We start from the raw sequence: 26545 nt of genomic DNA, 5'->3' as shown, positions 1-26545 counted from the left end.
AGCGCCTGATTCGAACAACATTCCTGGAGACATCGATGTGGACTCGCCGTGCGTTTCCCGCCATCCTGGCCGGCACTGCGGCCGGCTCAAGCACGCTTGCCCGCGCGTCGACGACGGATGCCACGCCCGGATCTCGTAGTTTCGCCTTTGGCATCGAAGGTCAGCGCAAGGCCGACCTGGGCAATGGGACCTATCTGAATCCCATCGTGCCAGGCGACCACGCCGACCCGACCATCCTGAAGGACGGTGCCGATTACTACATGACGTTCTCGTCCTTCCAGTCCTATCCGGGCGCCGTCATCTGGCACTCCCAGGACCTGGTGAACTGGACGCCCGTCACCGCGGCCCTGCATCAGCCCATCGGCACCGTCTGGGCGATGGACCTGATCAAACACGCGGGCCGCTACTTCATCTACATCCCGGTGCTGCAGGACGCCGGCACGGGCGTCTATGTCATCCACGCCGACGACATCCGCGGGCCATGGAGCGCGCCCATCGATCTGAAGATCCCAGGCTGCATCGACCCCGGTCATGTCGTCGGCGAGGACGGACGGCGCTACCTCTTCGTCAACGGCGGCCGCCGCGTGCGGCTCAAGGACGATGGCCTCGCCACCGACGGCGCGTTGGAGAACAACGCCTGGACACCTTGGCAATACCCCAAGGACTGGGTCGTCGAGATGTTCGCGCCCGAGGGGCCCAAGCTGCTCAGGCGTGGCGATTGGTTCTATCTGGTCTCCGCCGTCGGCGGCACGGCCGGGCCGCCCACCAGCCACATGGTCACCGTGGCGCGCTCGCGCTCGGTCCACGGGCCCTGGGAGGACTGCCCGCAAAACCCTATCGTGCGCACGAAGAGCGCCGCCGAGCCCTGGTGGTCGCGCGGCCACGCCAGCCTCGTCGAAGGGCCGGCGGGGGACTGGTGGATGGTCTATCACGGCTACGAGAACGGCATGCGCACGCTGGGCCGCCAGGCGCTGCTGGAGCCCGTCGAGTGGACCCAGGACGGCTGGCCGCGCGCCAAGGGCGGCACGCTGGACAAGCCCCTGCCCAAGCCGCGCGGTGGCAAACGCGGCCCCGCGGGCTTCGCGCTGTCCGACGATTTCTCCAGCGGCAAGCTGGGCCTGCAATGGGCCTTCCATGCGCCAGGGCCCGATGAAGCCAAGCGCCTGCGCTTTGATGAGAAGGCCCTGACCATCCGCGGCAAAGGCAAGGCCCTGCCCGACTCCTCGCCGTTGACCTGTGCCTGCGGCGACCGCAGCTACGAGGTCAGTGTTGAGCTGGAGATCATCGGCGACGGCCATGGTGGCCTGGCGCTGTTCTACGAGGAGCGCGGCCACGTCGGCCTCGGCTTCAGCACCACGCAGATGCTGACCTATGGCTATGGCCAGGAGCACTCGTGGATGCGAGAGAACATGGCCACCCGCCGTGTGCACATCCGCCTCGTCAACCGCGAGAACGTCATCACTTGGCACACCTCGCACGACGCTGGCAAGAGCTGGAAACAGCATTCCTGGCAGATGGAGGTCTCCGGCCTGCATCACAACGTGTTCGGCGGCTTCGTCAGCCTGCGGCCTGCGCTGTTCAGCGCCGGCGCCGGTGAGGTGCGCGCCCGCAACTTCGTCTACAGAGGACTCCCGACATGACTTCACTCCGCTCCCTGCGCCGCCGCCAGTTGCTGGCCGCCACCGCCCTGCCCCTGGTTGCCCCCATGACGCTTGCCGCACCGCAACAGCGCCGCATCGTGCTCGACGTGGCCCAGGCCAAGGAGCCGCTGGACCGCTTCTTCGACCACTGCGTCGGCGCCGACTACCCCGGCACGACCTACCGCCCCGATGCGCTCGCGCAGCTGAAGACCGCGGTCGATGAACTGGGATTCCGCTACCTGCGCTTCCACGCCATCTTCCACGACGTGTTCAAGACGGTGACGCGCGACGCCGCGGGCAAGCTGGTGTTCGATTTCACCGGCATCGACAAGCTCTACGACGCGATGCTGGCCCGGCGCATCAAGCCCTTCGTCGAACTGGGCTTCACGCCGCTGGCGCTGAAGACCTCGGACAACAAGATCTTCTACTGGCAGGGCAACACCTCCCACCCCGAGCCCGCCGGTTGGGTGGCGCTCATCGACGCCTTCATCCGCCACCTGCTGGAGCGCTACGGCGCGGCTGAGGTGCACGACTGGTACTTCGAGGTCTGGAACGAACCCAACCTCGACGGTTTCTGGGAGAAGGCCGATCAAAAGGCCTACTTCGACCTCTACACCCGCACCGCCAAGGCGATCAAGGCCGTCAGCCCGCTGCTGCGCGTGGGCGGCCCATCCACCGCCGGCGCGGCCTGGGTGCCCGAGTTCCTGGCCCACGCCAAGGTCACCAACACGCCGGTGGACTTCATCACGACGCACACCTATGGCGTCGATGAAGGCTTCCTCGACGAGTTCGGCAAGGAAGACCGGAAACTGTCCAAGTCGCCCGACGCCATCGTCGGTGACGTGCGGCGCGTGCGCAAGGAGATCGAAGCCTCGCACCTGCCAGGCCTGCCGCTGTTCTTCACCGAGTGGAGCACCAGCTACAACCCGCGCGACCTGGTGCACGACTCGTACATGAGCGCGCCCTATGTGCTGAGCAAGCTGAAAGCTTCGCAAGGACTCGCCCAGCACATGAGCTACTGGGTCTACAGCGACCTGTTCGAGGAACCCGGCCCGCCGGACGCACCCTTCCACGGCGGCTTCGGCCTGATGACGCGTGAGGGCATCCGCAAGCCGGTGTGGTTCGCCTACCGCTACCTGGCCGCGCTGCAGGGCAAGGAAGTGCCGACCAGCGACTCTTCCACCTGGGCCGCGACCGACGGCGACCAGCTGCAAGCCATCGTCTGGGACTGGCGCCAGCCCGACCAGACGGCCAGCAACCGCAGCTTCTTCGGCAAGCCGCAGCCGGCCCGGGACGCGGGCAGCGCGACCGTCGAACTGCGCCATCTGGCACCCGGCCGCTACCAGCTGACGCAGCGCCGTACCGGTTTCGAGGTCAACGACGCCCACACCGCCTACCTGAAAATGGGCTCGCCGAAGAACCTCGACGCCAAGCAGCTCGCCACGCTGCAGGGGCTGACGACCGACAAGCCGGAAGTGCAGCGCGAACTCCAGGTCGGCGCCAATGGCTCGGCCACGGTGACGCTGAAACTCCGCAGCCACGACGTCGTGCTGCTGAGCCTGAGCAAGATGGCGCCATGAAGCGGCGCGAGGCCGTACTGGGCCTTGCGGCCGGCCTGGCGGGCTGCGGCGGAGGTGGCGGCGCAGCGGTGAGCGCGGCACCGTCACCCGCACCGTCACCCGCACCCGCACCCGCGCCGGCCCCCGCCCCGGGCGGCTCGCCCTATCCCGACTACAGCATCGCGCCCGCGGCGGCCGACACCACCGGCATGGCCGACTCGGCCGTGCAGGCCGCGCAGAAGATGCGCACCGGCCTGAACATCGGCAACACGCTGGAAGCGATGGGCGGCAAGAGCGAGACCTATTGGGGCAACCCCAAGATCACGCGCGACTTCGTGCAGTTCATCAAGACCAGCGGCTTCAACGCCGTCCGGCTGCCGACATCCTGGGATCAGTACGCCGATGCGACGACCGCCAGGATCGACCCTGCCTGGCTGGCCCGCGTCAAGGAGGTCGTCCAGTACTGCATCGACGCCGACCTCCACGTCATCGTCAACATCCACTGGGACGGCGGCTGGCTGGAGGAGCACTGCACGCCCGACAGGCAGGTCGCCAACAACCACAAGCAGCGGGCCTTCTGGCAGCAGATCGCGACCCAACTGCGCGACTTCGACGGGCGGCTGCTGTTTGCCAGCGCCAACGAGCCCAACGTCAAGACGGCCGAACAGATGGCCGTGCTGATGAGCTACCACCAGACCTTCATCGACACCGTGCGTGCCACCGGCGGCCGCAATGCCTGGCGCAACCTGGTCGTGCAAGGGCCGTCGACCGATGTGGAGCTCACCAAACAGCTGATGACGGGCTGGCCGATGGACACGACCAGCGGCCGGCTGATGGCGGAGATCCACTACTACACACCGTGGAACTTCGCCGGCATGACCAAGGACGAGACCTGGGGCAACCAGTTCTTCTACTGGGGCCAGGGCAACCACTCCACCACCGATACCGCCCACAACCCCACCTGGGGCGAGGAGGACGCGGTGGACAGCCTGCTCGGCTCGATGAAGACGCGCTTCGTCGACAAGGGCATTCCCGTCATCGTCGGCGAGTTCGGCGCCCAGCACCGCACCACGCTGACCGGCGAGGCGCTGCGGCTGCACGAGGCCAGCCGCGCCTACTTTTGCAAGACCGTGGCGCAGAGGTCCCGCGCCTTCGGCCTGGTGCCGTTCTACTGGGACACGGGCTCGCTGCTGGATCGCAGCCGCAACGTCGTGCTGGACGCCAAGGTGCTGGACGCGTTGACGGGGTGACCCCATGACCCTGCCCGTCACGGGACGCCGGCGCCGCCATCCCGTGAGGGCGGCGCTTCAGCTCAAGGTGTAAACGGGCGTCACCCGTCGCGCGAGCCGCCACGCAGTTCGACTATCCTGTTAGCAAGCCCGGCAGCCTCGGGCGCCTCAGGGAGCCGACTTGGAATCAAGCAGCCTGCCCCGGGAGGGCGGTGTTCCCACTGAAACCGCGCCGGCGCACGCTCGGCCGGCCTTTCTGCTGGACCAGCCGGCCGGCCCGCGCGAGCGCCGTCATACGCTGATCGTCGCGCTGCTGTCGGTGGCCGTGTTCGCGGCCCTGCTGCCATTTGCCAAGCTCAAGCTGGCGGCGGTGCCGGCCTTCATCCCCATCTACGAGTCGGCCCTGGTGCTGACCGACCTCATCACGGCCGTGCTGCTGTTCGGCCAGTACCGCATCCTGCGCTCCCAGGCCCTGCTGGTGCTGGGCTGCGGCTATCTGTTCACCGCCGCGATGGCGACGGCCCATGCGCTGAGCTTCCCGGGCCTGTTCAGCGCCAACGGCCTGCTCGGTGCGACGACGCAAACCACCGTCTGGCTCTACATGCTGTGGCATGGTTGCTTTCCGCTCTTCGTGCTCGGCTATGTCGCGCTGAAGAGCAGGCCGCAGTTCACCGTGCCGACGTTGACCTGGCCCGCACTCACGCTGCTGGCCGGCGCCGGCTGCATCGCGATGACCACGCTGGGCCATGACTGGTTGCCCGAGCTGCTGGTGGGCGGCCGCTACTCGCTGGCCTTCCAGGTCACCGTCGGCTGCGTCTGGGCCTTCAGCCTTGTCGCCCTGGCCGCACTGTGGCGCCAGCAGCCGCGGACCGTGCTGGACCTGTGGCTGATGGTGGTCAGCCTCGCCTGGTTGTTCGACATCGCACTGTCGGCCATGCTCAACGCGGCGCGCTTCGACCTCGGCTTCTATGCCGGCCGCATCTACGGCCTGCTGGCCAGCTCGGTCGTGCTGATGGAATTGCTGCTGGAAAACAGCGCGCTGTACGCGCGCCTGTTCAAGGCCTACGAGGCCGACCACGCCCAAGGCGAGGCGCTGGCTGCCGCACGCGACCAGGCCGAGGCCGCCAACGCCGCCAAGAGCCTCTTCCTGGCCAGCATGAGCCACGAGATCCGCACGCCGATGAACGCCATCATCGGCCTGACCAACCTCGTGCTGGAGACACGGCTGGACCCGCGCCAGCGCGACTACCTCGGCAAGGTGCAGACCTCGTCCAAGGCCCTGCTGACCCTGCTCAACGACATCCTCGACTACTCCAAGATCGAGGCCGGCAAGATCACGCTGGAGGCCGAGGAGTTCGGCCCCGAGGAGCTGATCGAGAACGTCGGCCATCTGTTCTCGGCGCGGCTGGAAGAGGCCGGGCTGGACCTGCTGTTCGAGTTCGACGAGCGCCTGCCGCATCGCCTGGTGGGCGACAGCCTGAGGCTGACCCAGGTGCTGAACAACCTCGTCGGCAATGCCATCAAGTTCACGCCACGCGGCGAGATCGTCGTGCGGGCGGACCTGGTGGGCGAGCACGACGGCCGCATGCGGCTGCGCATCAGCGTGCGCGACACCGGCATCGGCATGACGCCCGAGCAGGTGGATCGCCTCTTCCAGGTCTTCGGCCAGACCGACGCCTCCATCGCGCGCCGCTACGGCGGCACCGGCCTGGGCCTGGCCATCTGCAAGCGCCTCGTCGAGCTGATGGACGGTAGCTTCGAGGTCAGCAGCCTGCCCGACCAGGGCAGCACCTTTTCCTTCACCTGCGACTTCGGCAAGGCCAGGCCGGGCGCCGAGCGCATCGACCTGCACCGCATCCGCGGCATGCGCACCCTGGTCGTCGACGCCCAGCCCACCGAGCGCCTCATCCTGCAACAGATGCTGCAGAGCTGGCGCTTCCAGGTCGGCGTGGCCTCGTTCGGCGACGAGGCGCTGTACCGCCTGCGCCAGGCCGACCCGGCCCACCCCTACGAATTGCTGTTGCTGGACTGGAAAACGGCCGGCGCCGACTTCGTCGACACGGCCCGCCGCATCGCGGCCGAGCGCGGCGCACCGCCACCGGCCGTCATCGCGCTGGGCAGCCTGCATGCGAGCGAGCGCGTCGCCGAAGAGCTGCAGGGCCGCGCCGGCACCCAGGTCCTCGTCAAGCCCGTCACACCATCGCGCCTGTTCGACGCCCTCATGCAACTGCAGCGCGGCGAGCCGCCGGCCGCAGAGGCGCCGACAGGCGGCAGCATGGCCGACCTGGCCGAGACCATGCGCCCCCTGCACGGCGCTCGCGTACTGCTCGTCGAGGACAACCCGGTCAACCAGCAGGTGGCCTGCGCCTTCCTGTCCATGGTCAAGCTCGACGTCGAGGTGGCCGAGAACGGCCGGGAGGCGGTGGAACGCCTCAAGCACGAGACCTTCGACGCCGTGCTGATGGACATGCAGATGCCCGAGATGGATGGCGCGACGGCGACGCGGCTGATCCGTGCCATGCCTCAACACGCCCGCCTGCCCATCATCGCGATGACGGCCGGCGCCATGGAGCACGACGTGCAGGACTGCCTGGCCGCCGGCATGAACGCCCACGTCAGCAAGCCCATCGATCCGCGCCAGCTGGTGCGCACGCTGCTGGCCTGGGTGGCGCCGCCGGCCCGCGCGCAGCAAGGTTAGGAGGGATCGGGCACGCGCTCGAAGTCCATCTCCCAGTTGACCTCCCAGGTCTGGCCTCCATCAGCCGAGAAGGCCTGCTGCCAGTGCGGCCGGCCCGTGGTGGTGTTCGTCCAGCGGTAGCGAACGCGGATAGGCTGGCCACGCAGCTCGTCGTCGCACTGGAACTCGCCGACACCCTCGGCAAAGCCGCCCACCACCGGCGGATCCAGGCGATGCGGATTGCGGCCGTCCACCCACCAGATGGCCCATTGGCTCGTGGCCGGGTCAAAGGTGCGCATGGACAGGGCGCGGTAGGGGCCGGTGGACAGCTCCAGCACGTTGTCGTCGATGTTGCCAAGGCCGTCTAGCAGGGGCCACATGCGGCAGCTTCCCTCGAAGTTTTCCCAGTCCTCGCAGCCGAGCAGGCGTTCCTTGAGGCGGCGGTGGCTGACCTTCCAGTGGCCGATGAAGAAGTCGAAGTCCTGCGGGGTCGAAGTCGTGATCATGATGTTCAGGTGTGAAGGGCGGAACGGGCCGTGGGCGCCAGGCGCAGGGTCTGAGTGGGCTTGGCCAGCCAGGGCTGAAGTGATGCGGCGAAGTCCCGCGACAGGGCTGCCCTGGCGTCATCGAACAAAGCCAGAGAGACCAGCACGTGTTCGCCTTCGCGCACCGGCAGGCGCGGGAAGTTGTTGGGCGTGGCCTCGGTGACATACCAGGCCAGCTGTCGGGCACCAGCGGCGCGCAGCGCATCGCTGAGCGGGCCGCGGGCAAGGCCCAGCAGTTCAGGGCCGGCCGGCGCTTTCAGGTGGAAGACCGTCGCCAGCACAAGCCCGGGCGGCAGCGCCGTCGCGCCGCGTTCGGCGCGGGGCAGCGCCGGCTCAGGCAGCGCGGCGCCATTCCAGGCCGGGCGCAGCAGCAACACGTTGTCGGAATCGATCATGGTCGCGTTGGCCGTGTTGCGGTGCTGTGTCCAGACTGGCCCGCCATAGAAGGCAGGCAGGCTGTCGCCGCGCGCGGCCATGTCGGCGAAGCCGCGCAGCCAGACAAAGCGGTCAGGCCCGTCCAGGTCGCGGAACTGGCCCAGCACGCGGATGCCGACGGCCTCCTGCGCGGCGACGAACTCGCGGTCGAAGAGCTCGATCAGCGTGTCGCGTTTGCCCGGGTGCAGGGTGTACTGGCGCAGTTCGACGACCTGACAGTCCGGCGCGACGGGCGGTGTGGTTTCGAGAGGCAGAGGCATGGTTCAGAGTCCACGGAGTTCAAGGTCCGTGCAGTCTGCGCCGCCATACCTGTCAATGCATGACGTGTTTTACGACGTGCCGACATCGGCGCCCGAAAACCGCAGGCCGCGTCATTCGGGCACCGGCAAGCTGAGGCCGCGCTTGAGCACGCCCATCGCGACCTGGGTGGTGTAGCGACGCACGTTCGGGTTATCGGCCAACAGCCGGGCCATCAGCGCTTCATAGGCGGTCGTGTCGGGGGCGGTGACGACAAGCACGAAGTCGTTCTCGCCGGTCACATAGAAGGCCTGCTGCACGGCGGCCTCGGCGTCCAGCCAGGCGCGCAGGCGTGACATCGGCTCGGGGCGCTCGCTGTCGACCTGCAGGGCGGCGATGAAGGTGGTCGGCCGGCCGATCTGGGCGGCGTCCAGCACGGCGACCTGGCGCTGGATGACGCCCTGCTCGCGCAGCCGCTTCAGCCGCCGCTGGATGGCCGAGGCCGACAGGCTGACATGCTCGGCCAGCTGCTCGGCGGTCAGCGCGGCATCCTGCTGCACCAGGGTCAGCAACTGGCGGTCAAAGCGGTCCAGCTCGGTCATCGTCGGAAATTGCGGCCAAACGGCAAGGGAGCCGCGCATCTTGCCGGATTTCGCCGCGGCACCCTTTCTAGGATGACAGGCGTCCCCACAGGAGTTTTTCCCGATGATCGATCATGTGTCCCTGGGCACCCGCCGCTACGCCGAGTCGGTGGCCTTCTACAGCCGCGTGCTGGCGCCGCTGGGCCTGGCGCTGCTGCGCGATACCGGCAGCGAAGCCGCCTTCGGTACACCCGAACGCTGGTGCTTCTTCCTCTACCCGGTGCCCGAAGACGAGCCGGTAACGGCGCGCGGTGCCCACATCGCCCTCGGCGCTCCGGACCGCATCGTCGTTGCAGCCATACATGAGGTGGCGCTGGCCTCGGCGGCTCGCGACATCTTCACGCCACGCCCCCGGCCCGACATCAGCGAGACCTACTTCGGCGCGATGTTCCATGACCTCGACGGCCATCGCATCGAGGTGCTGACGAACGCGACCTAAGGCTTGAGCTCGTCGTCGTGCTGGCCGAGGGTCGGCGCGGCGAACGGCTCCGGCCCGGGCGTCCTGCCGAAGACGATGGGCCGCGTGACGCCGCGATAGCTGCCGACGGTCGCGTGCTCGAGGTCGCCGACGATGCCCTCGGCCAGCACCTGCGGATGCTGGAACATGTCCTCGACCTGGCGGGCCGCTGCGCAAGGCACCTCGTCGCCGAACAAGGCCTCCCACTCCAGCGCCGTGCGCGTGGCCAGGGCCGCATGCAGCCTCGTCAGCAGCCCGGCGGCGTTGGCGGCGCGCTTCTTGACGGTGTCGAAGCGCTCGTCGGCCGCGAGATCGTCCAGGCCCGTGATGCGGCACAGCGCCGCCCAGAAATGCGCTGTGTTGGCCGAAATATAGATATGGCCCTCACGCGCCGGGTGGATGCCGGTGACGCCGCCCGAGCGCATGTCGCGGCCGATGTCCAGCGGCTCATCGCCAGCCCAGACCAGGCGGGCCGACTGCATCGTCAACGCGCTGCGCAGCAGCGACACACCGACGTACTGGCCGCGCCCGCTGCGCTCGCGCTCGAACAGCGCCGACGCGACACCTGAAGCGACCAGGGCCGCCGCGTAGTAGTCGACCACCGAGCCGTAGAGGATCTCCGGCGGCCCGCCGCGCTTGCCCTGCAGGGCGCACATGCCGGTCAGCGTCTGCAGCACCTGGTCGTAGCCGGCCTTGTCCTTCAGCGGCCCGGTCTCGCCGTAGCCGGTCACGGCGCAGTAGATGAGGCGCGGGTTCAGCAGCTCCAGCTGCTCGTGGGCGATGCCCAGGCGCTTAGGGACCCCAGGACGGAAGTTGTGCACTAGCACGTCGGCCTCGCGCACCAGGCGCAGCAGGGCGGCGAGGTCGGCGGGCTGCTTCAGGTCCAGCACGACGCCACGCTTGCTCCGGTTCACGCCGATGAAGGCACGGCTCTCGGCAGCCAGCGTGGACGGGTAGTTGCGCAGGTTGTCGCCGGCCGGCGGCTCGACCTTGAGCACGTCGGCGCCCTGGTCGGCCAGCAGCGTGCAGCCATAGGGCCCGGCGATGTAGGCACTCAGGTCGAGCACGCGCACGCCGCTCAGTGGCCCCGGCGGGCCGGGTCGGGTGGAGGGAGGGAAGGCAGCGGCGTTCACGGCGGGGGGCTCGTCAGGATGGCGGCCAGTCTGGGCCAGAAGTCCGGCGCAACTAAGGGCGCTGGCGTTCGCTCAGGCATCACGGAATCTTGGTTGTCGTGGTCACCGGCGCGGTCGACAACCAGGTCAGGCGCCAGGCACCGTCCTCGCGGCCACCGGCGAGGAAATAGGGCTGGAAGTCCAGCGGCGTGCGGTAGCCCAGACTCATGCGCAGCGTCGGCACTTCGGCGCCGGCCACTTCGCTGACCCAGTGTTCGAGCGGCGCCTCGGGCAGCCTCACTGTCTCGGCGGTCTTGAAGCCGTCGATCAGTGGGGTCGAGAAGACGAGGGGGCCTCGCGTCAACGCCACATAGCCCAGATCGAGCACCGTCTGGTGAACGGCGCTGCCGTCGGGCGCGCGCGATTCCTGCACATTGCGGTTGCGGCGCTGGTGCAGCTCGGCCTTCATCGGCAGGCACAGCCTGACGGTATCGCCGGGCTGCCAGACGCGGTCGATGGCGAGATAGCTGCCCGGCGTGCCGGCGAAGCGCTCACCGCCCACCACTGCATGGGCACCCTCGGCCCAGGACGGGCAGCGTAGCTTCAGCGTGAAGCGAGCGGGCGCATCAGGGTCAAGGGTCAGCGCCACGTCGCTTTCGTACGGATAGCCCGTCTCGATGCGCAGGCCCACGCCGCCGACGCGCGCCGTCAGCGGGCCGTGCAGATGCACCGTCAGCTCGCCCTCGCCACCGCTGACGGCCAGCGCCGGCAGCTCCTCCAGCGCCATCGCGCCGCTGCTCTTGCAGCAGCGCCAATACGTGGTGTGCACACGCCGCCCATTGGGGAAGCTGTAGTAGCACCAGTCCTCGCCATTGGGCGCGATAGAGCCCAAGAGATCGTTGTAGGCCGCGCGCTCGATCTCCTCGGCGTAGCGCGCATCGCCGCTGAGCTGCAGCAGCTCGCGGTTGAGCTGGACCCAGGCCAGCGTCGAGCAGGTCTCGACATAGGCCTCGGGCACAAAGCTGCCCGGCGCATTGAAGACCTCGCGCGACCGGTGGGCCACGCCGCCCCAGGGGCCGCCGCCCAGGCTCAGGTGCTTGTCACGGATGCCGGCCCACAGCGCATGCACGGCAGCGAGCAGCTCGGGCCGGCCGGTCGCACGGTGCAGCTTGGCCAGGCCGACGAGGTTCCATAGCAGCTGGTAGGCCTTGCCGGTGGCGATATCGGCCGCGTCGGCGCCGGCCAGCGCGCGGCTCAGCAGGGCCAGCGGCGCGTGGCGGTCGCCCTGTTCGAGGATGCGCTCGGCCAGGTCCAGGTAGCGGCGCTCGCCAGTCACGAAGTAAAGCTCGCAAGCCGGGTCCATCAGCACCGTGGCCGACATGCCGTGGTGGTTGCCGAGGTCGGTGATGTCGATCTCCGCCAGCGCGCTCGCGCAGAGGTCGCCGATGCGGCGGGCCGCTGCCAGCCAGGCCGGCTCCGCGAAATGGCGGTGCGCTTCGAGCAGCCCCAGGATCAGATAGCTGTGTGTCCAGATGTCCCAGGTGCGCAGGCTCGGCGCGCCGTCCCAGGTCGGCGGCTTGGGTGCCTGCTTGACCATGAAGCGACGTGGCGCGGCATAGGTGCCGAGATAGCCGTCGGCTTCCTGCTGGGCGCAGAGGAAGTCGGCGACGGCGCGCACGTGAGACTCCAGCTCGGCGTCACCGCTACGGGCCGCAGCTCGGGAAGCAGCGACCAGCCATTTGCCGGCGTGCTCGCCGTACCAGTCGCCCTCCAGGTTCTTGTCCGCCACGGCGCGCAGGAACAGCGCAATGGCCGGGCTCTCGGGCCCGGCGATGAAGCGGTGCAGCCGGCCGCGGCGGCTGGCTTCGACGGCCTCGCCGAGCACGCCGCCGAGCTGGACCTCAGCGCGCATCGACGACACAGCGGAAACCCAGCATGCCCGAGCGGTCCTTGCACGGCGCCATCAGCAGGTATTTGCCGTGCTGGTCGAGCCGGTAGGCCTGCGGGAAGTACCAGTGCGAGGTCTGTGGCTGATAGCTGCTGCCGCCGCGCAGCACGGCGGCGCGGGTGTGGTTGTCGGCGTATTCATCGGTCCACTGCCAGACATTGCCAACCAGGTCCAGCACGCCAAACGGGCTGGCGCCGCGCAGGTGGGTTTCGACGTCGGCGGGCGGGGTCAGTGTGCGACCGGTATTGGGCGGCGGCACGGCGCTCGCGTCCCAGGCCTCGCCCCAGGGATAGGCGCGGCCGTCGCCGCCTTGGGCGGCGTATTGCCACTCCCAWTCATGCGGCAGGCGCTTGCCTGCCCAGGCGGCATAGGCGCGGGCGTCCTCGATGCCGACCCAGGTCACCGGCTTGTTGGCCCAGCCTGCGGGCGGCTCACCGTTCACCCAATGGCGCAGGAAGTTGTGCGCATCCGCCGGTTGATAGCGCGCGGCCAGCACGAAGGCATGGAACTGCGCGTTGGTCACCGGCGTGCGGTCCATGAAGAAGCGCGGCATGTCCATGCGACGGCGATGCTGGCGGCGCGGGCTGTCTTCCCATGGGTATTGCACGTCCAGGCCCGCCCAGGTCTGGCCCTCGACCTCGACGCCGCCGACGGCGAAGTCGAACTCACCGGCAGGGATCTCGACCATGCCCTCAGGTGCCTTTTCGACGCACGGTGTGGGTGCAATGGCGACGAGCTGCTGCGTCAGCGGCCGCCAGGTCTTGTCCAGCGACTGCAGCGGCGTGCGCGCCAGCTCGGCCATGCGAGCCAGCAAAGACCCGTCCACCGACTCACCAGCCGCAACGGCCAGCAGCGCGCCAAAGCCCCGCGCCTCCAGCGCCACCGAGAAGATCGCCTGGGCACCGTCCACGCGCGGCTGCACCTCGACACCGTTCCACATGTCGAAGTAGCGCGTGCCCTCGGCATGCTCGACGGCGAGCTGCTCGCCATCGACCGCGTACTCGTTGCGGTTGACGATCGTCCACAGCCGCCGCCCGCCAACCGGGAAGGCGCTGGCGAACACACCCGCCTGCAGCGTCGGCGCATAGGGCCGCCAGTCGCGGCTGACCAGCAGCGGTGCCAGCGCGCGGTACAGCGTCGCGATGCGCTTGAGCGTGGCGGCATCCCGGCCGGTGAAGCCGTTCCAGATGCCCCAGACGTTTTCCCAGGCGTTGTAGCCCACGCCGTTGAAGAAGCAGTACTGGAAATCGTTGTTGCGGTCGCGGCTCCAGCGGTTCTCGAGGTTGATCATGTGGCGGGGTTCCAGCCACTTGAACTTGGCGACGACCGGCACGACGTCCTGCGGCACCTTCTTGCCCCAGCTCTGCACATTCCAGATCAACTGCTCCTCACAGGAGATCGTCGACTCCGGCTGCAGCACGACATAGCGCCCGCGCCGCTCGCAGGCGTCGAAGAAAGCTCGCGGCACGCCGTTGTAGGTGTCGCCGTTGATGCCGTCGGCGCCAACGGCCTCGACGATGTGGGCGATGGCCTCCCAGTCGCTCTCGGCGTGCTCGCGGGTGCCGTGGTCCCAGGGCTTGGTGGGGAGGAAGACGCGCACGCCGCGGCGATGGAAGGCGTCCACTGCGCGCTTCAGCCCTGCCAGGCCGCCCGGCAGGTCGTGSGCGAGGTCGRWCTGGTTGCGSTCGTCGATGCCGATGTTSGGGTAGACGTRCCAGATCAGCACGCTGTCSAKGCCRCCAWARCGCTGCTCGAGGTCGTCGAGGTAGCGGTCSACCGTGTAKYCGCCGGTGGCCGCGTCGAAGAAGAAGCGGTCCTCGACCATCATCTGCGCGTGCACGAAATTGCGCTGCGCCCACTGCAGCTCGGGGCGGCGGTAGTTGGCGTCGTCATAGCCGATGCGCACCAGGTGCTCGCGCCGCCAGTCGCGCAGGTCGCGCAGCCAGTCGTCGGCCGTGCCGTTGACGTCCATCTGCCAATGGCCGATTTCGGCAAACGGCCAGCCCGGCGCCTTGCCCGGCGTGGGCAGGTAGCGCTGTGTCGTGACGTGGGAGAACTTGTACTCGGCCATGGATTTATCGGGACTGCAGAAAGGACTCGACCTCGGCACGCGCGGGGATGCTGCTCTGCGCGCCTGGCCGCGTGCAGGCCAGGGCCGCAGCGGCGCAGGCCAAGCGCAGCGCCTCGGGCCAGCGGGCGCCATTCGCCAACTCGGCCACCAGGGCGCCGCAGAAAGTGTCACCGGCCGCGGTCGTGTCGACAACCTCGACCGTAAAGCCGGGCTGCTCGAACCAGGCCGCGCCGCAGCGTGCCCGCACGCCGCGTGCGCCCAGCGTGACGACGACGCAGGGCACGTCCAGCGAGGCGATGGCCGCGTCGATGTCATGCTGGATGCCGCTGATGGCGGCCAGCTCGCCCTCATTGACGACGAGCAGGTCCAGCGCGCCCAGCAGCGCGCGCGGCAGGGGTTGGGCAGGCGCGCCGTTCAGCGTCACGTTGAGCCCGGCGGCATGGGCGACGCGCGCGCAGGCCGTGACGGTGGCCAGTGGCGTCTCCAGTTGCAGCAGCAGGTGGCTGTAATGGCTCAGCGGTGGCAGGTGTTCGGGCGCCAGGCCGGCATTGGCGCCGGGCGCGACGGTGATGGCGTTCTCGGCGTCGTCGGACACGCAGATGAAGGCGGTGCCCGTGGCCAGGCCCTCGGGGCGGACGATGTGGGGCGTCACGCCAGCGGCGCGCAGCGAAGCTTCGAGCTCTGCGGCGTAGGCGTCCTGGCCGAGGGCGACGAGCATGTCCGTCGCCACGCCACCGGCGCGCGCGCAGGCCACGGCCTGGTTGGCGCCCTTGCCGCCGGGGAAGGTCTGGAAGCCGCGGCCCAGCACGGTCTCGCCGGGCACCGGGATGCGCGGCGCGCGCACGACGAAATCGAGATTGGCCGAGCCGGCGACCAGGATGGCGGGAGGCGTCATCGTTCGAGGGCCTGGTAGACGAGGTTGTGGAAGGCGGCCGGCGGCCGCGGCGGGTCAGTGGCGACGCCGCGCGGCACATGCTGCATCAGCAGGATGGCGACGAGACGCTCGCGCGGGTCGACGGTGAAATAGGTGGTGGCCGCACCCGGCCAGCCGAAGGAGCCCTCGGAACCCAGCCGGCCGCGGCGGGCGACGTCCAGCACCATGGACACGCCCAGGCCAAAGCCCTCGCCGGGGCCGAGGTCGTTGCCGACGTCCAGGTGGCCGACCTGGTTCATGCGCATCAGCGCCACGGTCCTGGGCGACAGCAGCTGGCGGCCCCGCCACCAGCCCTCGTCGAGCAGCATCTGGGCGAAGCGCAGATAGTCATTCGCCGTTGAATAGAGGCCGCCGGCACCGCCGTCATAGTCGCGCAGCGCCACGCCCGGCGCGTCGGCCGAGCGGGCCTTGGCGAGCACGAGGCGGCCGTCGTCGGTGACGCTCGTGATGTCGGCGACGCGGTAGCGCTGCGCGGCGGGCACCGTGAAGCCGGTATCGCCCATGCCCAGGGGTTCGAACAGGCGTTCACGCAGGAATTGCGCAAAGGGCCGACCCGACACGACTTCGACAACGCGGCACAGCACGTCGGTGTTGGTGCCGTCGTAGCGGAAGCGGCTGCCGGGCTCGACGGCCAGCGGCACGGCGGCGACGCGGCGCGCGAACGTCGCCAGGTCGGGCGCGGCCTGCGGGTCGACCGGCGCGCCGTCGGTGTCAAAACCCGAGGTGTGCGTCAGCAGATGACGCAGCGTGACCGGCCAGTGCGGCCTGCCGCCTTCGCGCAGACGCTGGCTCGCGAACTCGGGCAAGTGGCGCTCGACCGGGTCGTCCAGCGTCAGCGCGCCCTCCTCCATCAGCATCAGCACCACCACCGACGCGATCGGCTTGGTCATCGAGTAGATGCGGAAGATCGCGTCCAGCGGCATGGCCTCGCGGCGTGCGAGGTCGCGGTGGCCGTGGGCCTGGTGATGCAGCACGCAACCATCGCGCGCCAGCAGCACGACGGCGCCGAGATGGCCGGGGCCGCGTGCGCTGGCACGCGTGTCGCCTTCGAGGAAAGCGTTCAAGCGCCGCAGGCGCTCGACCGAGAAGCCGGCCGAGGCCGGCGTGCAGGCCGGCAGCGCCGGCTCGGCCCGCACCGGCCAGGCGGCCGCGGCCGCAGCGGCCAGCAGCAGGCGCCGTGTCGGTTCGGGTCGAAAGGCAGGGGTCAGAAGGTCACCGTATGCGTCAACGACACGACGCGGCCGCGGCCGGAGGTGTAGTTGCGGAAGCCCACCACCTGCGACCAGCTCAGCACGTAGAACTTGTTGGTCAGGTTCTCGATGCCCAGCGAACTCTTGCCGCCATGGCCCCAGTCCCAGTTGGCGCTGAAGTCGAACAGCGTGTAGCCCTTGGTGTGCTCCTCGGCGCTGGTGCCGACATTGAGATCACGCGAGCTCAGCTTGGTCGCGCCCAGCGTCAAATCGGCCTGGGGCAGGAAACGCCAGGTGGCCGAAGCGCCGAGCTTGTCGGGGTTGATGTCGAGCACGCCCATCTGCTTGGTCAGCGGGCCGCCGCTGGTGAACCAGGTCTTGCCGGAGGTGTGCGAGTACAGCGCCGTGAACTTCAGGTCACGCGTGGCGCGCAGCTCGCCGGTCAGCTCGTAGCCGCTGATGTTGACGGGCTGACGCGACAGCAGGAAGTCGTTGGTGACCGGGTCGATGGACAGCGACTGGCCGAAGTCGGACTTGCTCTTGTAGTAGGAGCCCCCGAAGGAACCCATGGCGCCGCGCCAGTTGAAGCCGACCTCGTTGTTCTTCACGATGACGGCTTGCAGGTCCAGGATGCCTGCGACGGACTGGCCTGGGTAGCTGATGTTGCGCAGCGGGATGCCGACATTGGGCAGCGTGAAGCCCTTGCCGCTGGAGACGAAGGCCGACCAGCCGTTGCCGATCTTCCAGACCGCGCCGATATTGGGCAGGTTGGCCTTGTAGTTCAGCGTGCCGCCCTTGACGTCCACGCGGTTGCGGAAATAGGTCGTCTTGTAGTCGGCCACCTCCAGCTCGCCGTCCTCGCGGCGGAAACCGCCAGAGATCGTCACTGGCCCGATGTCATAGGACGTCTGGAACCACGGCGCGACGCTGCTGTAGTTCATCGGTGGCACCCACAGGCGGTCGGTCAGCGCCAGCCACTGCCTGGCGGTATCGTGCGTCAGGTCGACGCCCCCGCGCACCTCCAGCCCTTCGACGCCGAAGACATCGCCATGGCTGTAGGCATTGCGCAGGCCGTATTTGCGTGTGCGCACCTCGGACTGGTCCACCAGCGTGCCCAGCGGCGCGATCAGCGGGTCCTGTCGGTCGGCACCGTTCTCGGCCGGGTAGCGCATCTTCTGGTCGGCGTAGTAGGCGTCCAGCGACAGCGAGCCGCCCCACAGGTCGTTGTGCTTGTAGGAGAGCGTGCTCTGCGCGAAGTCGTTGATCTCGCTGAGGGTGCCGAACAGGCCCGGCCGCTCGGAGGTGTTGGTGGAGCCCGCCGTGCGGTCGCCGTCGACGAGGTGGTAGTTGCCCTTGCCCTCGATCTTGAACTTGGACAGCGAGGCCTGGATGCGCTGCTCGCGGTTGGCGCCGAAGTTGAAACCGGCCTTGGCGTAGACATTGTTGGCCGTGGAGTCGGCGACCGAGCCGCTGGTGTTCAGGCCGATGCGGCGGCCGTGGCCGTCGTAGGTCATGCCGCGGTCGATGCGCGAAACGGCGCCGATGAAGTCCCAGTCGTCGGCCTTGAAGGCGTAGTTGGCGCCCAGCTTCCAGCCGGCACTGTCGTCCTCGAAGGCCGTCGTGTAGCGCGCCGTCAGCGTGACCTCGCTGCCCATCTTGGTGGGCGACTTGGACAGGTAGTTGATGATGCCGCCTGCCGCGCCGATGCCTTCCGACGCCGACGGGCCGTTGATGACCTCGATGCGGCCGACCAGGCCCATGTCGGTGAAGCTGGCGTTGCGCGTGCCCTCGCGCAGCGGCGAGCCCTGGGGCACGCCATCGAACAAGCGCAACGCGATGCGGCCGCGCAGGTTCTCGCCGGTGTTGCTCATGGCCTGAGATGACTCCGCATAGCCCGGCACCGTGCGCGACAGCACGGCCGTCATGTCGTCGGTCATGTTCAGCGTGTGGGCGATCTCTTCCTTGGTGATCAGCGTGACGGCACCCGGGATCTTGTCGACGGCCTTGGGCACGCGCGTGCCGGTGACGATGACGCGCTGGAGCTCGGTCCCGTCCGCGTTGGTGTCGGCATCGGCAGCGGCCTGCTGAGCCTGTGCGCCGGCCGCGCCCAGAGTGGCAACGACCGCCAGCGCGATGGCGCGGCGGGGGAAACGGGTGGTGTGGCCCTGGCCGGCCGGTGCTTGTCTCGTCATCTTTGTGCTTTCCATCGATCTGTGGGCGCGCCTTCTGCACTGACGCCGGTGGGCGTGGCGTGGCGGGCGCTGTGGCCGCAGTCTCAGCCAGTGCGTGACAAGCTCACACCCTCGCCACCTATGTTCAAGCCCAAGAATTTGTTGTGTGCCGATGCAGCCGGCTCAGGCCAGGCCGGACACCGCACGCGCTTCGCGCAGAAAGGCCGTGACCAGGCGGTGGCGCACCGTCGCGCGCGACCACACGACGCCGATGCGGCGTGGCTCGCTGGGCAGGGGCAGCGGCAGGCAGACGACATCCAGCCCCTCGGGCCAGGGGCGCAGCCAGTCCGGCACCAGCGACACACCCAGGCCCCGGTCCACCATGACGGCGATGGCGTTGAGCGCATTCAGCTCGAAGCGCTCCTGCGGCACGATGCCGGCGCGCTGCAGGTATTGGTCGGCGACGCGGCCGCCCCATTGCGTGCGGTCGTAGCGCACCAGCGGCTCGCTGGCCAACAGCTCATGCGGGTCGCGGCCGGCCCATTTGCGGGGCGCCAGCACAACGAGCTGCTCCTCGCGCAGCAGCTCCCAGCCACAGGTCTTGGGCAGCGGGAAGGGCGCCTCCAGCACGACGGCCGCATCCAGGTCGCCGGCCTCGACGGCGCGGTAGAGCTCGGGCGAATAGCCGGGCCGGATGAAGACCTTGAGCCTGGGATGCAGCTCGACGAGGCGGGCCAGGATGTCGGGCACCAGGCCGGTCAGCGCATTGGTGCCGGCGCCCAGGCGCAGCTCGCCGGCCGGCGTCTCATCGGTGGCGATGGTGCTCAGGTCGGCCACGCCGCGCAGCAGTTCGCGCGTGCGCTCGAGGATGCGCGAACCCGGCTCGGTGACGTGCACCGAGCGGCCGGCGCGGGCGATCAGCGGCGCGCCGATCTCGCGCTCCAGCGTGCGGATCTGCTGGGCCACCGCCGCTGGCGTGATGTTGAGCACGCGCGCGGCGGCGGCCATCGAGCCGTGGTCGACGACGGCCACGAAGGTGTGCAGGAACTGGGTCTCCAACGTGCGTGTCCTGATGCAGCTCTGGGCGGCTGCCTGTGGCTGGGAGGTTACTCCACGGCGTCCTGCCGGTAGATCGTCAGCCCGCGCAGCGAACGCGTCGGCACCGGGAAGAACAGGCTGGCCAGATAGCCCACGACGATGCACAGCATGATGGACATGCCGAGATACAGGTAGGGGTGCAGCAGCTTGAAATACCAGGCCACCGTCGTCAGCAGGATGGCCGCAGCGACGCCGATGGCCACGCCGGGCGAGTTGGCGCGGCGCGTGAACATGCCCAGCGTGTAGGCGCCCGCGAAGCCACCACCGAGCAGGCCGGCCAGCTCGATGGAAACGTCGAACAGCGAGTGGATGTCATAGCGCGACAGCAGCAGCGCGAAGGCGATGCCCAGCAGGCCGGCGGCCACCGTCATCCACTCCGCGAAGCGCACGCTGCGGGCCGGGTCGGGGTTCTTCACGAGCTTCTCGTAGAAGTCCACCGAGGCCAGCGTCGACACGCTGTTGATGATGCTGGACAGCGTCGCCATCGCCGCGGCAAAGATGCCGGCAATGATGAGGCCGGTCAGGCCCGTGGGCAGCTCAGCGGCAATGAACAGGGGGAAGGTCGCGTCGATGCTGAGCAGCGGGTTCATGCGCTCGGGGTGGGCCTTGTAGAAGACGAACAGCGCCGTGCCGATGGTGTAGAAGACGATGCCGCCGGGGATCATGATGGCCGCGAAGGCCCAGATCGAGCGGCCGGCTTCCTTGGCGTTGGCGGTAGATAGCGTGCGCTGCATCAGCACCTGGTCCTTGGGAAAGGTCAGCACCACATCGAACAGCACCAGGAAGAGGAAGCCCCAGACCGTGGCCTTGCTGAGGTCGAAGCTGAAGTCGAAGACGCGGGTCTTGTTCTCGGCCGCTGCCGTGCGCATGAACTCGGCCATGCCGCCGTCCAGCGACCAGACGATGAAGGCGATGGCGAACAGGGCGCCGCCCATCTTGACGACGAGCTGCACGACGTCGGTCCACACCACCGCCTTCATGCCGCCCAGCGCCGTGTAGCAGATGGTGAACAGCCCCATCATCAGGATGCTCCACGTCACCGGGACGCCGGTGATGGTGGCGATGGCCAGCGACGGCAGGTAGAGGATGACGCTCATGCGGCTGCCGAGCTGGGTCAGCATGAACAGGCCGCTGGCCAGCATGCGGATGGCGGGGTGGAAGCGCGTCTCCAGGTAGGAGAACACGCTCATCAGGTCCAGCCGGCGCAGCAGCGGCACGATCCACACCGCGACGAACATCAGGCCGAGCACGGCGATGAGGTTGTTCGTCATGTACTGCCAGTTGGTCTCGAAGGCCTTGGCGGGGATGGCGATGTAGCTGATGGAGCTCGTGTTGGCCGCGTACAGGCTGACGCCCGCGGCCCAGAACGGGATCTTGCGGCCACCGACGAAGAACTCGGTCGTCGACTGGCGTTTCTCGCGCAGATAGAAGTACAGGCCCATGCCGAGCATGGCGGTGAGGTAGACGACGATGACGGCCCAGTCCAGCGGCTTGAGCAGCAGCTTGCCGGACTCGACCTCCAGCGTCGCTGCCTTGCCAGCGCCGTCCAGCCACAGCCAGCCGTCCTGCCAGGGCAGGGCCTGGGCCACGCCACTCAAGGCGCTGTCTGGCAGCTCGGCCCAGGACTGGGTGATGGTCTGCCAGCTCATCAGCCGCGGCGCGCCGCCGGCCAGGGGCTGAATGACGAAGAGGCTGTGCGCCTGGCCGGTTGCGCGCACCCAGGGGCCAGCCAGGCGGCCGGGCAGCAGGCCGCGCGCCTCCCAGCCGGCCTCAAGCGTCCAGCGCCACAGGCTGTCGGGCGCCGTGGGCGTGGCGCCCTCCTCCACGACGAAGACGGCGCGCGTCTGCGCGAACATGGCGCGCGCTGGGTTGGCGCCAGGCCGGGCGGCATGGATCTGCCAGCGCGCATCGGCGGCTTGCAGGGGCAGTTGCAGCAGCACCGGGCGACCCTGGCCGTCCAGGCCGGTCAGCCACAGCTCGTCGGCCGTCAGCGCCGTGCGGGCTGCGCGCAGGGGAGTTGGCAGGGCCGGCAAGGCTTGCGGCACCAGGCGCTGCTGCTGCAGCGTCAGCCGGGCCACGCCGGTGGTCTGGCCTGCTGTGCCCAGCAGCAGCACGGACTGGCCTGCCGCCGTCGCCGCGCCCAGTACCGGTTGCGTCCAGGCCTGCGGCCTCCAGCGTGCCGCGTCCACGTCCAGCAGCCAGGCGCCATCACCGCTGAAGGCGACCGCGCGGCCATCGACGGCGGCCAGCACCTGGGCGGTCGCAGGCAAGGCTGGCAGCGCCGAGCGGCGCAGGTTGACGAGGCTGTCGGCGCGCGCCGCGCCGGCCAGCAGGGCGAGCAGCAGCAACACGAAGAACGGCCGGCCCCAGGCCAGGAATCGGTCGGTCAAGGGGTCACTCCGCGGGAAGCTTGCAGCAGATGGCGCGCACGCTGGACAAAAGGAGCATCGATCATGCGGCCATCCAGCACGACGACGCCACGACCCTCGGCCGCGGCCTGACCGGCCGCGGCGACGACGCGTTCGGCCCAGGCCAGCTCATCGGGGCTGGCACCGAAGACCTCGTTGGCCAGCGCGACCTGGCGCGGATGGACGCAGCTCTTGCCGGCAAAGCCCAGGCGCCGCGCCATCTGAGCCTCGGCGCGAAAGCCGTCGAGGTCGGCGATGTCCGGGTAGGCGCCGTCATAGGCCGGCACGCCGGCAGCGGCCGCCGCCATGCGCAGCGCGTGCAGCGTGGCATGCACATTGGCGCTGTCGTGACGGGCGATGCCCAGGGGCTCGTAGAGGTCGGCCAGGCCAAGTTGCAGCCCGATGACGCGCGGATGGGCGGCACCGATGTCGGCGGCACGGCCGAGCGCGGCGGCGCTTTCGATGTTGACGAGCAGGCCGACCGGCGTGGCGCGCCCAGCGGCGGCCTCCAGGTCACCCAGCAGCCTGGCGGCGTGCAGCACGTCGGCAGCCGACTCGGCCTTGGGCAGGTTGATCCAATCCAGGCCCGGCTGCATCAGCGCACGCAGGTCGTCCTCGAACCAGGGCGTGCCCGGCGCATTGACGCGCACGATGACGAGGGGCCGTTGCCGCAGCGCGGCGGCGCGCGCCAGGGCCGCGGCAACGTCGGCGCGAGCACGCGGCTTAGCCTCGGGCAGCACGGCATCTTCCAGGTCGAAGGAGAGGGCATCGGCCGCGCCACTCAAGGCCTTGTCGAACAGCTCCGGGCGCGCACCGGGCACGAAGAGCTTGCTGCGAAAGCCGCGCAGGGTGGCGGCGGGAGGCGGGCTGAACATGGCCGGCAGTGTGGGCTAACAGACCCCCAACCAAACCTGCTGTCCGGCATCTTCAAACGATAGTTTTGCTTGCGCCCGGCGGCGGCGCGGCGGCGGCGAGCTGGGTCGCCAGCCACTGCTCGAAATGCGACGGCGGCGCCTCGGCGGGCGCCAGCAGCCAATAGCTGTCGGGGCCCTGAACCACCGTGGCAAAGGGCGCGAGCAGCTCGCCGCGCTCACACAGATCGCCGAACAGCACGGGCGACAGCAGGGCCACGCCCAGGCCCTGTACGGCGGCGCGCGCCTCCAGCTCGTAGTTCGGAAAGCGCGTCGCGACAAAGTTCGGTCGCGCGCCAGGCCGGCCTGCCGCCTGGAACCAGGCGGGCCAGCGCGGGTCGGGGATCAGTGGCAGGCCGAGCAGGTCGTCCACCGTCCAGCTCTTGTTCTGCCCTGCCAGCCGCGGGCTGAGCATGGGCGTGCCTTGCTCGGGCAGCAGCTGGGTCGCGCGATAGCCGGGCCAGGGCCCGCTGCCGCTGCGGACGGCGACATCGAAGCTGCCGGCCGGTGACAAGCCCTGGCCGGCGTCCAGCTCGATCGCGTCCGCTCCGGCGAGCACCTGGTAGCTGGCCAGGCGCGGCACCAGCCAGCAGGCAGCGAAGGTGGGCGCGCAAGTCACGCGCAACGGCGGCCGCGCGCGCCGGCAGTCGTCGACAGCCGTGCGCATCAACGCCAGCGCCTGCTCCACACCGGCCGCCAACGCCGCGGCGCGCGCCGTCACGATGAGCCTGGGGCCGTGACGGCCGAAGAGCTTGACGCCGAGCTGAGCCTCGAGCGCGCGCATGCGCTGGCTGACGGCCGTCGGCGTGATCGCCAGCTCGTCGGCCGCGCGCGAGAAATTGCCATGTCGCACGCAGGCCGCAAGGACGCGCAGCGACTCAAGCGGCAGCGCGGGCGAGTTCATGGCCATTTGAAGAGCGGCTTCACATCAAGCGCAGCAATCATCGTTTTGAGCGGCACCGGAGAGATTCCTAGACTGGGTTTCCAACCAGCGAGAGACCACCACATGCCCACATCATCGACTCAAAACCTCGCCGCCTTTGCGATGCTCACCGCGCTGGCATGCACTCCTGCAGCCGCTGCCGACCCGCCCGGCTACACGCTGGCGCGCCAGGGCGACATGCACGACTTCGACTTCCTCGGCGGCGCCTGGACCACGGTGCAGCGCCGCCTGAAGGCGCGCAACACCGGCAGCCGCGACTGGGAGGAGTTCCCGGCCAACCTGTGCCTCACTCAGTACCTGGACGGCATCGCCAACGTCGACGAGCTCCACATGCCCACGCTGGGCCGCCGCGGCCTGACTTTGCGGGCCTTTGACACGCAAAAGCGCCAGTGGTCCATCTACTGGGTCAGCAGCCCGTCGGGTCGGCTCGATCCCATCCCCGTCGTCGGCGGCTTTCAGGGCGGCCGCGGTGAGTTCTATGGCGAAGACAAGGACGGCGACAAGCCCGTCAAGGTGCGCTTCATCTGGGAGAACCTGGACCGCGACCATGCCCGCTGGGCGCAGGCTTTCTCCTACGACGACAAGACCTGGGAGACCAACTGGACCGCCGAGTTCACGCGCGCGGATCCGGCACGACTCTGCGACCAGGGCCGGCCGCGGCGGTCCTGAATTTCCCGGAAGACAAAGCCCGCATCGCATGCGGGGGTAGCACGGGTGGTGCGACCCTGCTAAAGCCTCCGCCGCAAAGGCCCACTGTTTGCCGGCACACTTGCGTCCGACATACCAGGATCCAGATGCATCGCTTCGGTTTCACCCATACCTACGCCCGCGAACTACCCGGCGCCGCCGTGGCCTGGAAGCCTGCCGTGGTGCCAGAGCCGCGCCTGCTGTTCGCCAACGCTGAATTGGCCGAAGAACTGGGCCTGCCGGCTGGCGTGTTGAGCGGCCCGGACGCTGCGGCCCTCTTCTCGGGTAACCTCCTGCCGGACGATGCCGAGCCCATCGCGCAGGCCTATGCGGGCCATCAGTTCGGCGGCTTCTCACCGCAACTCGGCGACGGCCGCGCGCTGCTGCTCGGCGAGGTGGTCGACGCGTCGGGCCGGCGCCGCGACATCGCCTTCAAAGGCTCGGGCCGCACACCATTTTCGCGCGGCGGCGACGGCAAGGCGGCCGTCGGCCCGATGCTGCGCGAGGTACTGATCGGCGAGGCCATGCATGCGTTGGGCATCCCCACCACGCGCGCCCTTGCCGTGGTGGCGACCGGCGAGCCGGTGTACCGCGAGACGCCGTTGCCCGGCGCGGTGCTGACCCGCGTGGCCGCCAGCCATCTGCGCGTCGGCACCTTTCAGTTCTTCGCGTCGCGTGGCGACCTGGACACATTGCGCCGCCTGGCCGACTACACCATCGCCCGCCATGACCCCACGCTCGCCGGGGCCCCCGACCGCCATCTCGGGCTGCTGCGCGCCGTCGCAGAGCGACAGGCCAGGCTGGTGGCGCAGTGGCTGAACGTGGGCTTCATCCATGGCGTAATGAACACCGACAACATGGCGCTGTCCGGCGAGACCATCGACTACGGCCCTTGCGCCTTCATGGAGGCCTATGACCCGCAAGCCGTCTTCAGCAGCATTGACCACGCCGGCCGCTACGCCTACGGCAACCAGCCCGGCATCGCGCGCTGGAACCTGGCGCGCTTCGCGGAAACCTTGCTGCCGTTGATGGCAGACACCGACGACGAGCCGGCCATTGAGCGCGCCGTGGCCGAAGCGACGGCCGTCATCGACGCCTTTCCCGCGGTGCTGGCCGGCGAACTGCTGCGTGGCCAGCGGCAAAAACTGGGCTTGCTCGCTGCCACGCCAGCCGACGACCAGGCCGACGCCGCGCTGGCGGACGACTGGCTGAAGTTGCTGCACATGCAAGCGGTCGACTTCACGCTCGCCTGGCGCCATCTGGCCTCCGCGGCCGAAGGCCGCCCCGAGCCGCTGCGCGACCTCTTCGCCGACCGCGCGGCGCTGGACGCCTGGCTGTCCCACTGGCGCGCGCGTTGCGCCCGTGATGGCGAGGTCGCCAGCGCGGAACGCGCCGCGCACATGCGCCGCGCCAGCCCCGCGGTCATTCCGCGCAACCACCTCGTCGAGGAAGCACTGGCCGCCGCGACCGAGGGCGATCTGCAGCCCTTCAATTCGCTGCTGGAGGCGCTGCTGAACCCCTGGCAAGAGGTTGCGCTGCTGACGCGCTATGCAGTGCCAGCGCCCACAGAGGTGACGGCGCGATTCCGCACTTTTTGCGGCACTTGAACCGCACCGGCTCGATCGTCAAGGTGAGCTGGCCGGACGCTCACG

General features: G+C 69.2%; 20 protein-coding genes. 7 read left to right on the top strand and 13 right to left on the bottom strand.

The annotated features are described in order from the left end of the window. Window positions 1-35 precede the first annotated feature (35 nt). From ACXJKM_RS28750 to ACXJKM_RS28735, 4 genes are all read left to right on the top strand, one after another. Window positions 36-1640 carry a family 43 glycosylhydrolase gene (locus ACXJKM_RS28750; RefSeq protein WP_457356481.1) on the top strand — a complete coding sequence of 535 codons (1605 nt, stop codon included), beginning with the start codon at window positions 36-38 and terminating at the stop codon, window positions 1638-1640. Continuing rightward, window positions 1637-3220 carry a GH39 family glycosyl hydrolase gene (locus ACXJKM_RS28745; RefSeq protein WP_457356480.1) on the top strand — a complete coding sequence of 528 codons (1584 nt, stop codon included), beginning with the start codon at window positions 1637-1639 and terminating at the stop codon, window positions 3218-3220. Before ACXJKM_RS28750 ends, ACXJKM_RS28745 begins: the two co-directional genes overlap by 4 nt. Next, window positions 3217-4449: a glycoside hydrolase family 5 protein gene (locus ACXJKM_RS28740; RefSeq protein ID WP_457356479.1), complete on the top strand. Its 1233-nt coding sequence runs from the start codon at window positions 3217-3219 to the stop codon at window positions 4447-4449. Before ACXJKM_RS28745 ends, ACXJKM_RS28740 begins: the two co-directional genes overlap by 4 nt. Window positions 4450-4609: 160 nt before the next feature. Beyond that, entirely contained in the window at window positions 4610-7126 is a 2517-nt protein-coding gene (locus tag ACXJKM_RS28735; protein ID WP_457356478.1) for a response regulator, read from the top strand. Here ACXJKM_RS28735 and ACXJKM_RS28730 read toward each other — a convergent pair. From ACXJKM_RS28730 to ACXJKM_RS28720, 3 genes are all read right to left on the bottom strand, one after another. Beyond that, window positions 7123-7611 carry a DUF1579 domain-containing protein gene (locus tag ACXJKM_RS28730; protein ID WP_457356477.1) on the bottom strand — a complete coding sequence of 163 codons (489 nt, stop codon included), beginning with the start codon at window positions 7609-7611 and terminating at the stop codon, window positions 7123-7125. The two genes, ACXJKM_RS28735 and ACXJKM_RS28730, sit on opposite strands and share 4 nt — an antisense overlap. Window positions 7612-7616: 5 nt before the next feature. Continuing rightward, the gene (locus ACXJKM_RS28725; protein ID WP_457356476.1) at window positions 7617-8345 is read right to left on the bottom strand and encodes an NIPSNAP family protein; all 729 of its coding nucleotides are present in this window, start codon (window positions 8343-8345) and stop codon (window positions 7617-7619) included. Window positions 8346-8456: 111 nt separating this feature from the next. Further along, on the bottom strand, window positions 8457-8924 hold the full coding sequence (locus ACXJKM_RS28720; RefSeq protein ID WP_457356475.1) for an Lrp/AsnC family transcriptional regulator: 468 nt from the start codon (window positions 8922-8924) through the stop codon (window positions 8457-8459). Window positions 8925-9027: 103 nt separating this feature from the next. Here ACXJKM_RS28720 and ACXJKM_RS28715 point away from each other — a divergent pair, with 103 nt between their 5' ends. Continuing rightward, window positions 9028-9402: a VOC family protein gene (locus tag ACXJKM_RS28715; RefSeq protein WP_056194037.1), complete on the top strand. Its 375-nt coding sequence runs from the start codon at window positions 9028-9030 to the stop codon at window positions 9400-9402. Here the strand turns inward: ACXJKM_RS28715 and ACXJKM_RS28710 are convergent. From ACXJKM_RS28710 to ACXJKM_RS28665, 10 genes are all read right to left on the bottom strand, one after another. Next, window positions 9399-10553: a CaiB/BaiF CoA transferase family protein gene (locus ACXJKM_RS28710; RefSeq protein ID WP_457320623.1), complete on the bottom strand. Its 1155-nt coding sequence runs from the start codon at window positions 10551-10553 to the stop codon at window positions 9399-9401. The two genes, ACXJKM_RS28715 and ACXJKM_RS28710, sit on opposite strands and share 4 nt — an antisense overlap. A gap of 79 nt (window positions 10554-10632) precedes the next feature. Then, the gene (locus tag ACXJKM_RS28705) at window positions 10633-12444 is read right to left on the bottom strand and encodes a glycoside hydrolase family 127 protein (protein ID WP_457356474.1); all 1812 of its coding nucleotides are present in this window, start codon (window positions 12442-12444) and stop codon (window positions 10633-10635) included. Further along, a complete protein-coding gene (locus ACXJKM_RS28700) occupies window positions 12434-14551 on the bottom strand; it encodes a formylglycine-generating enzyme family protein (protein ID WP_457356473.1) in 2118 nt (705 codons plus the stop codon). The genes ACXJKM_RS28705 and ACXJKM_RS28700 overlap by 11 nt, the downstream gene beginning before the upstream one ends. Before the next feature lie 4 nt (window positions 14552-14555). Beyond that, complete coding sequence (locus tag ACXJKM_RS28695) at window positions 14556-15446, bottom strand: ribokinase (RefSeq protein ID WP_457356472.1); 891 nt, start codon at window positions 15444-15446, stop codon at window positions 14556-14558. After that, window positions 15443-16621, bottom strand: coding sequence for a serine hydrolase domain-containing protein (locus ACXJKM_RS28690; RefSeq protein WP_457356471.1), 1179 nt, complete (start codon window positions 16619-16621; stop codon window positions 15443-15445). The genes ACXJKM_RS28695 and ACXJKM_RS28690 overlap by 4 nt, the downstream gene beginning before the upstream one ends. Window positions 16622-16689: 68 nt before the next feature. Then, window positions 16690-18867: a TonB-dependent receptor gene (locus ACXJKM_RS28685; protein ID WP_457356470.1), complete on the bottom strand. Its 2178-nt coding sequence runs from the start codon at window positions 18865-18867 to the stop codon at window positions 16690-16692. 162 nt (window positions 18868-19029) lie between these two features. After that, window positions 19030-19905 (bottom strand): LysR family transcriptional regulator, encoded by an 876-nt coding sequence (locus tag ACXJKM_RS28680; protein WP_057297182.1) that lies wholly within the window; start codon window positions 19903-19905, stop codon window positions 19030-19032. A gap of 47 nt (window positions 19906-19952) precedes the next feature. After that, window positions 19953-22334 carry a sodium:solute symporter gene (locus ACXJKM_RS28675; RefSeq protein WP_457356469.1) on the bottom strand — a complete coding sequence of 794 codons (2382 nt, stop codon included), beginning with the start codon at window positions 22332-22334 and terminating at the stop codon, window positions 19953-19955. Then, the gene (locus tag ACXJKM_RS28670) at window positions 22331-23227 is read right to left on the bottom strand and encodes an HpcH/HpaI aldolase/citrate lyase family protein (protein ID WP_457356468.1); all 897 of its coding nucleotides are present in this window, start codon (window positions 23225-23227) and stop codon (window positions 22331-22333) included. The genes ACXJKM_RS28675 and ACXJKM_RS28670 overlap by 4 nt, the downstream gene beginning before the upstream one ends. A 52-nt stretch (window positions 23228-23279) precedes the next feature. Continuing rightward, entirely contained in the window at window positions 23280-24167 is an 888-nt protein-coding gene (locus ACXJKM_RS28665) for a LysR substrate-binding domain-containing protein (protein ID WP_457356467.1), read from the bottom strand. A gap of 102 nt (window positions 24168-24269) precedes the next feature. Here ACXJKM_RS28665 and ACXJKM_RS28660 point away from each other — a divergent pair, with 102 nt between their 5' ends. Then, window positions 24270-24875 carry a hypothetical protein gene (locus ACXJKM_RS28660; protein ID WP_457356466.1) on the top strand — a complete coding sequence of 202 codons (606 nt, stop codon included), beginning with the start codon at window positions 24270-24272 and terminating at the stop codon, window positions 24873-24875. Window positions 24876-25000: 125 nt separating this feature from the next. Next, on the top strand, window positions 25001-26500 hold the full coding sequence (locus ACXJKM_RS28655) for a protein adenylyltransferase SelO (RefSeq protein WP_457356465.1): 1500 nt from the start codon (window positions 25001-25003) through the stop codon (window positions 26498-26500). Window positions 26501-26545 lie beyond the last annotated feature (45 nt).

Source organism: Roseateles sp. P5_D6, from assembly GCF_054049415.1.
This window is presented reverse-complemented; position numbering and strand designations above follow the sequence as displayed.

Coding starts and splice junctions, on each gene's coding strand:
- ACXJKM_RS28750 (WP_457356481.1), top strand. CDS start 36: ATGTGGACTCGCCGTGCGTTTCCCGCCATCCTGGCCGGCACTGCGGCC.
- ACXJKM_RS28745 (WP_457356480.1), top strand. CDS start 1,637: ATGACTTCACTCCGCTCCCTGCGCCGCCGCCAGTTGCTGGCCGCCACC.
- ACXJKM_RS28740 (WP_457356479.1), top strand. CDS start 3,217: ATGAAGCGGCGCGAGGCCGTACTGGGCCTTGCGGCCGGCCTGGCGGGC.
- ACXJKM_RS28730 (WP_457356477.1), bottom strand. CDS start 7,611: ATGATCACGACTTCGACCCCGCAGGACTTCGACTTCTTCATCGGCCAC.
- ACXJKM_RS28725 (WP_457356476.1), bottom strand. CDS start 8,345: ATGCCTCTGCCTCTCGAAACCACACCGCCCGTCGCGCCGGACTGTCAG.
- ACXJKM_RS28720 (WP_457356475.1), bottom strand. CDS start 8,924: ATGACCGAGCTGGACCGCTTTGACCGCCAGTTGCTGACCCTGGTGCAG.
- ACXJKM_RS28715 (WP_056194037.1), top strand. CDS start 9,028: ATGATCGATCATGTGTCCCTGGGCACCCGCCGCTACGCCGAGTCGGTG.
- ACXJKM_RS28705 (WP_457356474.1), bottom strand. CDS start 12,444: ATGCGCGCTGAGGTCCAGCTCGGCGGCGTGCTCGGCGAGGCCGTCGAA.
- ACXJKM_RS28695 (WP_457356472.1), bottom strand. CDS start 15,446: ATGACGCCTCCCGCCATCCTGGTCGCCGGCTCGGCCAATCTCGATTTC.
- ACXJKM_RS28685 (WP_457356470.1), bottom strand. CDS start 18,867: ATGACGAGACAAGCACCGGCCGGCCAGGGCCACACCACCCGTTTCCCC.
- ACXJKM_RS28670 (WP_457356468.1), bottom strand. CDS start 23,227: ATGTTCAGCCCGCCTCCCGCCGCCACCCTGCGCGGCTTTCGCAGCAAG.
- ACXJKM_RS28665 (WP_457356467.1), bottom strand. CDS start 24,167: ATGAACTCGCCCGCGCTGCCGCTTGAGTCGCTGCGCGTCCTTGCGGCC.
- ACXJKM_RS28660 (WP_457356466.1), top strand. CDS start 24,270: ATGCCCACATCATCGACTCAAAACCTCGCCGCCTTTGCGATGCTCACC.
- ACXJKM_RS28655 (WP_457356465.1), top strand. CDS start 25,001: ATGCATCGCTTCGGTTTCACCCATACCTACGCCCGCGAACTACCCGGC.